9 protein-coding genes are annotated in these 12,271 nt (G+C 72.7%); all 9 read right to left on the bottom strand.

From position 1 onward, the window contains the following. Positions 1 to 3: 3 nt before the first annotated feature. Positions 4 to 1,095: an undecaprenyldiphospho-muramoylpentapeptide beta-N-acetylglucosaminyltransferase gene (gene murG / locus SL103_RS08855; RefSeq protein WP_069568182.1), complete on the bottom strand. Its 1,092-nt coding sequence runs from the start codon at positions 1,093 to 1,095 to the stop codon at positions 4 to 6. Between the two features lie 6 nt (positions 1,096 to 1,101). Further along, complete coding sequence (ftsW, locus tag SL103_RS08850) at positions 1,102 to 2,475, bottom strand: putative lipid II flippase FtsW (protein WP_069568181.1); 1,374 nt, start codon at positions 2,473 to 2,475, stop codon at positions 1,102 to 1,104. Between the two features lie 60 nt (positions 2,476 to 2,535). Then, positions 2,536 to 4,005, bottom strand: a complete 1,470-nt coding sequence (gene murD, locus SL103_RS08845) for a UDP-N-acetylmuramoyl-L-alanine--D-glutamate ligase (RefSeq protein WP_069573547.1) — start codon at positions 4,003 to 4,005, stop codon at positions 2,536 to 2,538. Between the two features lie 41 nt (positions 4,006 to 4,046). Beyond that, positions 4,047 to 5,111, bottom strand: coding sequence for a phospho-N-acetylmuramoyl-pentapeptide-transferase (mraY, locus tag SL103_RS08840; protein WP_033269432.1), 1,065 nt, complete (start codon positions 5,109 to 5,111; stop codon positions 4,047 to 4,049). Between the two features lie 5 nt (positions 5,112 to 5,116). After that, positions 5,117 to 6,559 carry a UDP-N-acetylmuramoyl-tripeptide--D-alanyl-D-alanine ligase gene (locus tag SL103_RS08835; protein ID WP_069568180.1) on the bottom strand — a complete coding sequence of 481 codons (1,443 nt, stop codon included), beginning with the start codon at positions 6,557 to 6,559 and terminating at the stop codon, positions 5,117 to 5,119. A gap of 62 nt (positions 6,560 to 6,621) precedes the next feature. Then, on the bottom strand, positions 6,622 to 8,427 hold the full coding sequence (locus SL103_RS08830; protein ID WP_069568179.1) for a Mur ligase family protein: 1,806 nt from the start codon (positions 8,425 to 8,427) through the stop codon (positions 6,622 to 6,624). An 18-nt stretch (positions 8,428 to 8,445) separates the two neighbouring features. Further along, the gene (locus SL103_RS08825; RefSeq protein ID WP_104531149.1) at positions 8,446 to 10,455 is read right to left on the bottom strand and encodes a peptidoglycan D,D-transpeptidase FtsI family protein; all 2,010 of its coding nucleotides are present in this window, start codon (positions 10,453 to 10,455) and stop codon (positions 8,446 to 8,448) included. A gap of 7 nt (positions 10,456 to 10,462) precedes the next feature. Further along, positions 10,463 to 11,125, bottom strand: a complete 663-nt coding sequence (locus SL103_RS08820) for a septum formation initiator family protein (protein WP_069568178.1) — start codon at positions 11,123 to 11,125, stop codon at positions 10,463 to 10,465. After that, a complete protein-coding gene (rsmH, locus tag SL103_RS08815) occupies positions 11,122 to 12,090 on the bottom strand; it encodes a 16S rRNA (cytosine(1402)-N(4))-methyltransferase RsmH (RefSeq protein WP_069568177.1) in 969 nt (322 codons plus the stop codon). Before rsmH ends, SL103_RS08820 begins: the two co-directional genes overlap by 4 nt. Positions 12,091 to 12,271 lie beyond the last annotated feature (181 nt).

Below are 12,271 nucleotides of genomic sequence, written 5' to 3'. Positions count from 1 at the left end.
GCGCTAGTTGTTGCGCTGCGCGATCGCCTCGTACACCATGCCGACCAGCAACTCGTCGGCGTCCCGGCGGCCGAACTCGGAGGCCGCGCGGGACATCTCGTACAGCCGGTGCGGATCCGCCAGGACCGGGAGCACCGTGTTCTGCACCCAGTCCGGGGTCAGCTGGGCGTCGTCGACCAGCAGGCCCCCGCCGGCGTTGACCAGCGGCTGGGCGTTGAGCCGCTGCTCGCCGTTGCCGATGGGCAGCGGGACGAACGCGGCCGGGAGCCCGACGGCGGACAACTCGGCGACGGTCATCGCGCCCGCGCGGCAGAGCATCATGTCGGCCGCGGCGTACGCGAGATCCATCCGGTCCACGTACGGTACCGGGACATAGGGCGGCATCCCGGGCATGTTGTCCACATGCGGCAATTCGTTCTTCGGGCCGACCGCGTGCAGCACCTGGATGCCGGCCCGCTGAAGGGCCGGCACGGTCGCCTGGATGACCTCGTTCAGCCGGCGCGCGCCCTGCGAACCGCCGGACACCAGCAGGGTCGGCAGGTTGGGGTCGAGGCCGAAGGCGGCCCGCGCCTCGGGACGGACCGCGGCGCGGTCGAGGGTCGCGATGGTGCGGCGCAGCGGGATGCCGACGTAGCGGGCACCGCGCAGCTTGCTGTCGGGGGTGCTGACGGCGACGAACTTGGCGTACCGCGAACCGATCTTGTTGGCCAGGCCGGGGCGGGCGTTGGCCTCGTGGACGATGATCGGCACCCCGAGCCGCTTGGCCGCCAGATAGCCGGGCAGCGCCACGTAGCCGCCGAAGCCGACCACGCAGTCGGCCTTCGTGCGCTCCAGGATCTGCTCGGCGGCCTTGATCGTGCCGCGCAGCCGCCCGGGAACGGTGATCAGTTCGGGGGTGGGCTTGCGTGGCAGCGGCACGGCCGGGATGAGCCCCAGCTCGTAACCGCGCTCGGGGACGAGCCGGGTCTCCAGCCCCTTCTCCGTACCGAGTGCCGTGATCCCCACCGTGGGGTCCTGCCTCCGCAGTGCGTCCGCGAGGGCGAGCGCGGGCTCGATGTGGCCGGCGGTCCCCCCACCGGCGAGTACGACATGCACCGAAATTCACCGCTCTCCGGACGGCCGCTTCTTGACGCGCCGTCTCATCGTCTTCCATCTCACCCCGGCCGGTCTCCTGCCGGAAACCGGCCTCCGCGCCGACCGGGCCGACAGCGCCGCCCGTGCAGCGGGCTCGTCACGCGCGAAGGCGATCAAGAGTCCGATGGCGAACATCGTCGGCAGCAGGGCGGAGCCTCCGTAGGAGAACAGCGGGAGCGGGACACCGGCGATCGGCAACAGGCCGAGCACCGCACCGATGTTGATCACGGCCTGGGCCGTGATCCAGGTGGTCACGCCTCCCGCGGCGTACCGTACGAAGGGGTCCTCCGTGCGTCCGGCCACGCGGATACCCGCATAGCCTAGAGCCGCGAAGAGGGCGAGCACCGACAGCGTCCCCGCCAGTCCCAGTTCCTCCCCGGTGATGGCGAAGATGAAGTCGGTGTGCGGTTCAGGGAGTTCACCCCATTTTTCCATACTCGCACCGAGGCCGGAACCGAAGAATCCGCCTGAGGCGAGGGCGTAGATCCCGTGCACGGCCTGCCAGCACTGATCGCCCGGGCCCGGATCGGTCGCGCCGATGCAGGCCAGCCGGGCCATCCGGTTGGCGCTGGTCTTGATCAGCAGCGCGCCGATCACCGTAGCGGTGCCGAGCACCCCCACGAAGAGCCGGGTCGGCGCTCCGGCCAGCCACAGCAGCCCGAAGAGGATCGCCGTGAGAATGATCGCGGTGCCCATGTCGCCGCCGAGCATGATCAGCCCCAGCAGCAGGAAGGCGACGGGAACCAGCGGCACCAGCAGGTGCTTCCACTGGACCAGCAGCCGCTTGTCCTGTTTGCGGGCGAGCAGGTCGGCGGCCCACAGGACGAGCGCGAGCTTGGCGAACTCGCTCGGTTGCATCTGGAAAGGGCCGCCGAGGTTGATCCAGTTCTGGTTGCCGTTGACCGCGACCCCTATGCCGGGGATCTGGACCAGGCACATCAGGAACACCGAGCCGGCCAGCAGCGGGTAGGCGAGGGTCCGGTGCACGCGTACGGGCATCCGGGCGGCGAAGAGCAGCAGTCCGCCGCCGAGGACGGCCGCGAGCAGCTGTTTGCGGAAGAAGAACGACGGGGCGAGGCCGGACTGCAGCGCCTTGATCTGGGACGCCGAGTAGACCATCACCAGGCCCAGGACGGTGATCAGCAGGCTGCCGCCGAGGATGAGGTAGTAGGCGGTCAGCGGGCGGTCCCAGGCCCGTCTGAGCCGGGTGTGCAGCCCACGGGGGCCGCCTCGCGGGCGGCCGCCGCGCGGCGGGCGCACCGGGGACGTGCGGCGGGACGAACGCGGCGGGGCGGACGCGCTTCCGCCCGCCCGCCCCGTCCTCACCGGTCGGGCCGTCATCCTCGTCCCCTCCACAGGTGCGCTCGCCGCCGGTGTGCGACGACGGCGGGGAGACGCGGGCTAGTGATCCCGTGCGGTCAGCTCACGGACCGCGTCGGCGAAGGCGTCGCCCCGCTTGTTGTAATTGACGAACATGTCCATCGAGGCGCAGGCCGGAGCCAGCAGGACGGTGTCGCCGGGCTCGGCCAGCCGGGCCGCTTCCCGCACCGCCCGGGACATCGCCCCAGTGTCGGTCCGGTCGAGGTCGACGACCGGGACCTCGGGGGCGTGTCGCGCCAGGGCTTCGCGAATCAGCGCCCGATCGGCGCCGATCAGCACCACGCCGCGCAGCCGCGCGGCCGACTTCTGCACCAGCTCGTCGAAGGTCGCGCCCTTCGCCAGGCCGCCGGCGATCCACACGATGTGCTCGTACGCCGCCAACGACGCCTCGGCGGCGTGGGTGTTGGTGGCCTTGGAGTCGTCGATGTAGCTGACGCCGTCGACGTCCGCGATGTGCTGGATGCGGTGGGCGTCCGGGTGGAAGGCACGCAGTCCGTCGCGCACCGCCGCGGGGCGGACGCCGAAGGCGCGGGCCAGCGCCGCGGCCGCGAGGGCGTTGGCGATGTTGTGCGGGGCGGGGGTCCCGGAGCCGGGGGCGATGTCGGAGACCTCGGCCAGCTCCTGGGCCTGCTTCTGGCGGTTCTCCACGAAGGCCCGGTCGACGAGGAGGCCCTCGACGACGCCGAGTTGGGAGGGGCCGGGGGTGCCGAGGGTGAAGCCGATGGCCCGGCAGCCCTCCTCGACGTCGGCCGCGCGGACGAGTTCCTCGGTCGCCTTGTCGGCCACGTTGTAGACGCAGGCGACGGTGTTGCCCTCGTAGATCCGGCCCTTGTCGGCGGCGTACGCCTGCATGGAGCCGTGCCAGTCGAGGTGGTCGGGGGCGAGGTTGAGGACCGCGGCGGAGTGCGCGCGCAGCGACGGCGCCCAGTGGAGCTGGTAGCTGGAGAGCTCGACGGCGAGCACGTCGTAGGGGCGTGCGCCGTCCTTGCCCTGGCCGAGCACGACGTCGATGATCGGGGTGCCGATGTTGCCGACGGCCATGGTGTGCAGGCCCTCGGCCTCCAGGATGGAGGCCAGCATCCGCACGGTGGTGGTCTTGCCGTTGGTGCCGGTCACGCCGAGCCAGGCCGCGGCGTCCGGCCCCCGCAGCCGCCAGGCGATCTCCACGTCGCCGACCACGTCCACGCCGGCCGCGGCGGCCGCGGTGAACAGCGGGCTGTCGGGCTTCCAACCGGGCGAGGTGACGACGAGGTCGGTGCCCTCGGGCAGGGTGTCCCCGTCGCCGAGGCGCACGGTGATTCCCGCCCCTCGCCCCTCGCCGCCGGTGTCGGAGGGGCCGCCCGTCGCGGCCCGTTCCGCCAGCTCGGCCGCGGCGGCCCGCTGCTTGTCGCCGTCGCCGCCGTCGACGACCGTGACGTGGGCGCCGAGGCCGGCCAGGGCGCGGGCGGCACTGCTGCCGCTCACGCCGAGGCCGGCGACGGTGATGTGCATACCGGCGAAGTCCGCGGGGGTCGGTGCCGGGCCGTGCGTGGTCACTTCGCTGCCTGCCAGCCGCCGTAGAAGATGCCGAGTCCGACGATGACGCACATGCCCTGGATGATCCAGAACCGGACCACCACAAGGACTTCGGACCACCCCTTGAGTTCGAAGTGGTGCTGGAGTGGCGCCATCCGGAAGACCCGCTTGCCGGTGAGGCGGAACGAGCCGACCTGGATGACCACGGACATCGTGATCAGGACGAACAGGCCGCCGAGGATGGCCAGCAGCAGCTCCGTGCGGGAGCAGATGGCCAGGCCGGCCAGCGCGCCGCCCAGGGCCAGCGAGCCGGTGTCACCCATGAAGATCTTGGCGGGTGAGGTGTTCCACCACAGGAAGCCGAAGCAGGCGCCCATCAGGGCGGAGGCCACCACGGCGAGGTCGAGCGGGTCACGCACCTCGTAACAGCCCGGTCCGGCGGTGATCTGGTTGGCGCAGGACTCCTGGTGCTGCCAGATGCCGATGAAGGTGTACGCGCCGAAGACCATCACCGAGGCGCCGGTGGCCAGGCCGTCGAGGCCGTCGGTGAGGTTCACGCCGTTGGACATCGCCAGGATCATGAACAGCGCCCAGATCACGAAGATCACCGGGCCGATCTGCCAGCCGAAGTCCTGCGTGAAGGACAGCCGGTCCGAGGCCGGGGTCTGTCCGCGCAGGTCGGCGAACTGCAGCGAGAGCACCGCGAAGGCGATGCCGACGATCAGCTGGCCGGCCATCTTCGCCTTGGCCCGCAGGCCCAGCGAACGCTGCTTGACGATCTTGATGTAGTCGTCCAGGAAGCCGACCAGGCCCATGCCCGCCATCAGGAACAGCACCAGCACACCCGAGAAGGTGGGGTCACTGCTCGTGATGACCTTGGTCAGCACGTAGGCGATGATCGTCGCCAGGATGAAGGAGATGCCACCCATGGTGGGCGTCCCCTTCTTGCTGCCGTGGGTACGGGGGCCGTCATCGCGGATGAACTGCCCGTACCCCTTCCTCGCCAGCAGTTTGATCAGCAGCGGGGTGCCGATCAGGGTCAGGAAGAGCCCGATCATTCCGGAGAAGAGGATCTGCTTCATCGAGTTCATCGGGACGCGGCTCCACCCTCAGCGACCGTCACGCCCTCGTCGTCCAGCAATGCTGCGGCGACCCGCTCCAGCCCCACCGACCGGGACGCCTTGACCAGCACGACGTCTCCCGGTCGCAGCTCGCTGCGCAACAGGTCGACCGCCGCCCGCGCGTCGGACACGTGCACCGACTCCTCACCCCACGAACCCTCGTTCTTGGCGCCCATGTCGAGCCAGGCCGCTTCCCTGCCGCCGACTGCCACGAGCTTGCTGACGTTGAGCCGGACGACCAGCCGTCCGACCGCGTCGTGTTCGGCGAGTGACTCCTCACCGAGCTCGGCCATCTCACCGAGCACCGCCCACGTACGACCGCCCTCGGCCTTGCCGGCCGCGCCCATCGCCACCAGCGCACGCAGCGCCGCTCGCATGGACTCGGGATTCGCGTTGTAGGCGTCGTTGACGACCGTCACGCCGTCCGCGCGCTCGGTGACCTCCATACGCCAGCGGGAGAGCGTGCCGGCTTCGGAGAGCGCGGTGGCGATCTCGTCGACGGGCATGCCCAACTCATGGGCTACGGCGGCCGCGGCGAGCGCGTTCGACACGTGGTGCTCACCGTACAGCCGCATGGTCACATCACTGCACCCGGAGGGTGTGTGAAGCGTGAAAGCGGGCTGTCCGAGGTCGGTGAGCCGGACATTCTCGGCACGGACGGCCGCTTCCTCGGACTCACCGAACAGGACGGTGCGGGCCTTGGTGCGCGGCGCCATGGCGCGGACGTACGGGTCGTCGGCGTTGAGCACCGCGATCCCGCCCTCCTCGGCCGACGGCAGCGCCTCGACGAGTTCGCCCTTTGCCTCCGCGATCTGCGCGCGGCCGCCGAACTCGCCGATGTGCGCGCTGCCGACGTTGAGCACCACACCGATCCGCGGCGGGGTCAGGGCGGCCAGGTAGCGGATGTGGCCGATGCCGCGGGCGCCCATCTCCAGCACGAGGTGCCGGGTGGTCGCGTCCGCGCGCAGCGCGGTCAGCGGCAGCCCGATCTCGTTGTTGAGGTTGCCCTCCGGCCAGACGGTCGGCCCGTGCCGCTGCAGCAGCTGGGCGATCAGGTCCTTGGTGCTGGTCTTGCCGGCCGAGCCGGTCAGGCCGACGACGGTGGTGCCGAGCCGCTCGACGACGGCCCTGGCGAGCGCGCCGAGCGCGGTGGTGACGTCGTGGACCACGATCGCGGGTACGCCGACGGGGCGGTTGGCGAGCACGGCGACGGCACCGGCCTCGACCGCGCCGGCCGCGAAGTCGTGGCCGTCGACGCGTTCACCGGCGAACGCCACGAACAGGCCGCCGGGCCGTACCGCCCGGGAGTCGGTGACGACGGGCCCGGTGACCTGGCGGTCGGCGTCCGGTATGTCGTGCTGCTGCCCGCCGACGATGCTCGCGATCTCGGCGAGGGACAGGGAGATCACAGGTCACCTCCGGCCCGGGACCGGCGGTGACGGCGGAAGGATTGTGCGCGCATGGCGGTGTGTCATCCCTGGTGGTTCGGGTGCGGTGACGCTTGCGACTGCTGTGACTTCAGAGAGCCCTCGATGGCATCGCGCAGTACCTGGCGGTCGTCGAAGGGGCGGACCACCCCGGCGATGTCCTGGCCCTGCTCGTGGCCCTTGCCCGCGATGATCACGGTGTCGCCGGGCTCGGCGCGGGCGACGGCCGCGGCGATGGCGGCGGCCCGCTCCTCCTCGACGAGGACCGTGCCGCGTTCGTGGATCGGCACCTCCGCGGCGCCCGCCAGCATGGTGGCGAGGATCGCGAGCGGGTCCTCGCCGCGCGGGTTGTCGGAGGTCAGGATGGCCGTGTCGGCGAGGCGGGCCACCGCGGCGCCCATGGGGCCGCGCTTGTGCGGGTCGCGGTCGCCGCCGCAGCCGAGCACGGCGTGCAGCTTGCCGGCGGTGACCTTGCGCAGGGCGCGCAGAACCGATTCGACGGCGTCGGTCTTGTGGGCGTAGTCGACGACCGCCAGGTACGGCTGGCCGGCGTCGACCCGCTCCAGACGGCCGGGGACGCCGGGCACCGCGGCGACGCCGTCGGCCGCGGTCTGCGGGTCCACCCCGGCGACGACCAGCGAGACGATCGCGGCGAGCGCGTTGGCGACGTTGAACGGGCCGGCGATCGGGGAGGCGGCGCTCAGCGTCTGCCCGCCCGGGCCGTGCACGGTGAAGGTCGAGCCGAGCGCGCCGACCTCGACGTCGGAGGCGCGCCAGTCCGCGTCGGGGTGGCCCTCCGCGGAGAAGGTGGTGACCGGGACCTCGGACTCGCCGGCGGCCAGCCGCTTGCCGTACTCGTCGTCGAGGTTGACCACGCCGGCCCGGCTGCGGGCCTTGGTGAACAGCTGGGCCTTGGCCTGGAAGTAGTCCTCCATGCCGGAGTGGAACTCCATGTGCTCCGGGCTGAGGTTGTTGAAGATCGCGACGTCGAAGACGCAGCCGTCGACCCGGCCCAGGACCAGGGCGTGGCTGGAGACCTCCATGGCGACGGCGCGGACGCCGCGCTCGCGCATCACCGCGAAGAGCGCCTGGAGGTCGGTGGCCTCGGGGGTGGTGCGCTCGGACTTGATGCGCTCCCCGCCGATGCGGGTCTCCACGGTGCCGATCAGGCCGGTCAGGCCGCCCGCCCGTCGCCCGCCACCGCCCTGGTCGGTCTGCGCTTCGCGCAGGCCCCCCTCTTCGGAGCGCTTCGCGGCGGCAGCCCGCAGCCCGCCCTCGATGAGGTAGGCGGTGGTGGTCTTGCCGGAGGTGCCGGTGATGCCGATCTGCAGCAGATCCTCGCCCGGGGCGCCGTAGATCGAGACGGCCAGGGCGCCCATCCGCGCGCGGGGGTTGTCCACGACCAGGACCGGCAGGCCGGTCGCGGTGGCGCGGTCGGCACCCGACGGGTCGGTCAGGATCGCCGCGGCGCCGAGATCGGCGGCCTGCGCGACGAAGTCGGCGCCGTGCAGACGGGCACCGGGCAGCGCGGCGTAGACGTCGCCGGGGCGGACCGCCCGCGAGTCGTGGGTGATGCCGGTGACGGCGACCTCGGCGTGGGCCGCCGCGGGGGCCGGGGTTCCCAGCTGCTCGGCGAGGTCGGCCAAGGGGGTGGGGCGGACCTGTTCAGGGCGCGGCGCTCCCGGATATTTGCCGGGGCCGCCCTTCTGCGCGCGCTGGGCTTTCGGGGACTGATCAGCGTGTGACACGGCGGTGAGCGTACCGGGCTGAACGGGCCCGGGGCGAAGTGAGGGCCCTGGGGAGGTGCGGTCGTGCGGCTCCGGGGTGCCGTCGGGGGTGATCGTCGTCACGGCGGGATTGCCTCGATTTCATTGGCCTGGCGTGAAGGTGACCGGCAGCCGCGGGGGCTGCGCACCGGTCGGCGGGACCTGCAGGGTCTTCAGCGCGAACGCCATGACCTGCTGGTAGATCGGGCCGCAGACCTGGCCGCCGAAGTAGCTGCCCTTGGTGGGGTTCTGTACGGCGCAGTAGACCGTGATCCTGGGCTTGTCGGCGGGCGCGAAGCCCGCGAAGGAGGCGGTGTAGCCACGGTAGCGGCCGGTCTTGGGGTCCACCCGGTTGGACGTGCCGGTCTTGCCGCCGACCCGGTAGCCGTCGATCTTCGCCTTCGCCCCGGTGCCCTCCTCGTCGTCGACGACGGATTCCAGCATGGTGGCGAGGGTGCGCGCGGTCTTCGGGCTGACCACGCGGTTCCTCGCGGGGCGGGGGGCCGGCGCGTAGTGGCCGTCCGGCCCGGTGGTGCCGCGGACCAGCGTGGGGGCGACGCGCTCGCCGCCGTTGGCGATCGTGGAGTAGACGGAGGCGGCCTGTACGGCGTTGAGGGACAGCCCCTGGCCGAACGGGATCGTGTACTGCTGCGAGGTGTTCCAGTCCTGCGGCTTGGCCAGGATGCCGTCGGTCTCCCCCGGGAAGCCCAGCCCGGTCGGCTTGCCGATGCCGAATTTGCGCAGGTATGAGTACAGGACCTGGTTGGCTTGGGGCTGGGTGCGGCCGAGCTGGCCGGTCGCCAGGATCGTTCCGATGTTGCTGGACTTGGCGAGTACGCCGTTGAGCGTCAGGTGCCAGGTCGCGTGGTCGACGTCGTCCGCGAAGAGCCGGTCGCCGCGGTGCAGCCGGTTGGGGACGGTGACCCGGGTGGACGGGGTGGCGACGCCCTCCTCCAGTACGGCGGCCATCGACATGACCTTGCTGGTGGAGCCCGGCTCGAAGGCGTCGGAGAGGGCCGCGTTGCCCAGCGCCTCCGGGTCGGACTTCGCGAGGTCGTTGGGGTCGAAGGCGGGGGCGTTGGCCAGCGCCAGGATCTCGCCGGTGCGGGTGTCCTGGACGACGACGTAGCCCCGGTCGGCGCCGGACTTGGCGACCTGGTCGGTGATGGCCTGCTGTGCCGCCCACTGGATGTCGCGGTCGAGGGTCAGCTCCACGTCGGTGCCGGGGACGGCGGGGTGCTCCTGGGTGTCGGCGGTGGGCACCCGGCGGCCGCCGGACTGGGCGTAGACGAGCTTGCCGTCCCGGCCGGCCAGCTGCTTGTTCAGCAGCGCCTCCAGGCCGCCGCCGCCCTTGCCCGCGCCGTTGACGAAGCCGAGGACGCCGGAGGCGAGGTCCTTGTTGGGGTAAAGGCGCTTGCTGTGCTTGTCGGCGAAGATCCCGGTCAGGACGTCGGGGCGGGGTGCGCTCTTGGGGGCGGCGGCGGCCCGGGCGTCGAGGGTCTTGCGGAGGTCCTTGATCCGCTTCCAGACCTGCGGGGTCTGCTGCCGGGCGAGCAGGACGTAGCGCACCTTGGGCTGGTCGAGCTTCTCGGCCAGGGTCGCCCGGTCCTCGTGGAGGATCGGCGCGAGCAGGGCGGCGGCGCGCTGCGGGGCGTCGTCGGTCCTGGTCTTGCCGGGCGCCAGGAGGCTGGGGTCGGCGGTGATGTCGTACGCGTCCACGGTGGTGGCCAGGTCCACGCCGTTGCGGTCGGTGAGCGCACCGCGCTCGGCGGCCAGCTTGACCGGTACGTAGCGGTTCTCGTTGGCCTTGGCGGCGAACGCCCCGGCGTCGACGGCCTGCACCTGGAAGAGCCGTACGACGAAGATCAGCATGATCAGCGTCAGCCCGAGGGAGACCAGCCGCAGCCGGGGGCGCGGGCTGCCGAGGCGCAGCGCCGGGGCTCCGGAGCGGGGCCGCGGGGGCCGGGGGCCGGGGCGGCGGGCCCCGGGCCGGGGGGCGCCGCGTCCGGGAGCCGGGCGCTTGGCGGCGGGCGGGCGGCCGGTGCGGCCCGGGGGCTGCCCGCCACGCTGGGCGGGGCGCGGCACCCGGCGGGGGTCCCTGGGCTCGGTCATGCCGCGGTCACCTGCCGGAGGTCGTCGGGGAAGGCGCGGGGGCGGTGGGGGCGCCGGCTCCGCGCGCGGCGCGAGGGGCGGCGGGGGCCGGCGGGCCCGGACGGCCGGGTGCGGCGGCAGGGGCCGGTGTGCTCTGCGGGCCGAGAGTGGCGGACGAGGCGGGGGCCGGGGGCCGGACGGAGGGCGGCGCGACCGCGGCCGACGCCGCGGCGGACGGGCCGGACGGCGCGCCCAGGGCGGCCGTGCCCAGCAGCGCGGACGCCGAGGGCGCGGCGGAGCTGCTCAGCGGCGCGCCGTCGGACGTGGCCACGCCCGGTTTGCCGAGCACCCTGCCGTCCGGCAGCAGGAACACCGGGGCGCCGCCGGGCACCATCCCCAGCCGGCGGGCCCGGCGCTCCAGGGCACCCGGGGCGGAGTAGGCGTCCACCTCCTGCTGCAGCGCCTGCTGTTCGTCGGTCAGCTCGTCGGTCTTCCGCTCCAGCTTGCTGAGCTCGAACGACCCTTGGTTGAGCGCGGAGTTGAGCAGCAGCAGGGTGATCAGCCCGGAGCCGAGCAGGACCACGATGAGCAGCACGAAGGGTGCGCGGGCCGCGGTGCCGGGGGCGGTGGCGGCGGGGAACAGCGCGGAGAGCCGCTTCTGCCTGCCGCGCGGCCGCCCCTGGCCTCTCACGCGAGGCCCTCGACGTCCTCGCGGATCCGCTCCGCGCCGCGCAGCCGGGCGGGGGCGGCGCGGCGGTTCTCGGCGATCTCCTCCTCCGTGGGGAGTTCCGCACCGCGGGTCAGCAGCTTGAGCCGCGGCTGGTAGCGCTCGGGCACGACCGGCAGGCCGGCCGGCGCGGTGTTGCTCGCACCGGCCGCGAAGACCTGCTTGACCAGGCGGTCCTCCAGGGAGTGGTACGAGAGCACGGCGATCCGGCCGCCGACCGCCAGCGCCTTGACGGCGGCCGGGACGGCGCGCTCCACGCTCGCCAGCTCGCCGTTCACCTCGATGCGCAGCGCCTGGAAGGTGCGCTTGGCGGGGTTGCCTCCGGTGCGCTTGGCGGCCTGCGGCAGCGCGTCGCGGATCAGCTCGACCAGCCGGGCGCTGTTCGTGAACGGCTCCTTGGCGCGTTCGCGGACGACCGCCTCGACGATCCGCTTGGCCTGCTTCTCCTCTCCGTAGGAGCGCAGGATGCGGACCAGCTCACCGGGGGCGTAGGTGTTGAGGACGTCGGCGGCGCTGATGCCGGTGCTCTGGTCCATCCGCATGTCCAGCGGGGCGTCCTGGGCGTATGCGAATCCGCGGTCGGCCTCGTCGAGCTGCATGGACGAGACGCCGAGGTCGAACAGGACGCCCTGGACGCGCGGGGTCGCGAGCCGGTCGAGGACCTCGGGGAGCTCGTCGTAGACGGCGTGCACCAGGGTGGCGCGCTCGCCGTACGGTGCGAGCCGTTCCCCGGCGAGCTTCAGGGCGGCCGGGTCGCGGTCGAGGGCGATCAGCCGGGCCGCGGGGAACGTGGAGAGCAGCGCCTCGCTGTGGCCCCCGAGGCCGAGCGTGCAGTCGACGACGACCGCGCCGGGCTCGGCGAGCGCCGGGGCGAGCATGTCCAGGCACCGCTGGAGCATGACGGGTACGTGGCGGGTGTTGCTGCTCATGCGCCGGCCTCACTGCGTTCGGCGGGCTTGCCTTCGCAGAGCGCGCACCTCTTTCCGATTCGCTCGCTGCGCTCGCTCATATGCCTTCCGAATGCTGGGGCGGCGGGTGGGTCCCCGGCCGCTGGCTGGGGGGTGCCGCACGTACCGCTCGGTCCCCGCCCGCTCTGAAGGGGAAGTGGCC

Origin of the sequence: Streptomyces lydicus (assembly GCF_001729485.1) — a bacterium.
In the GTDB taxonomy this organism is placed as follows: domain Bacteria; phylum Actinomycetota; class Actinomycetes; order Streptomycetales; family Streptomycetaceae; genus Streptomyces; species Streptomyces lydicus_D.
This window is presented reverse-complemented; position numbering and strand designations above follow the sequence as displayed.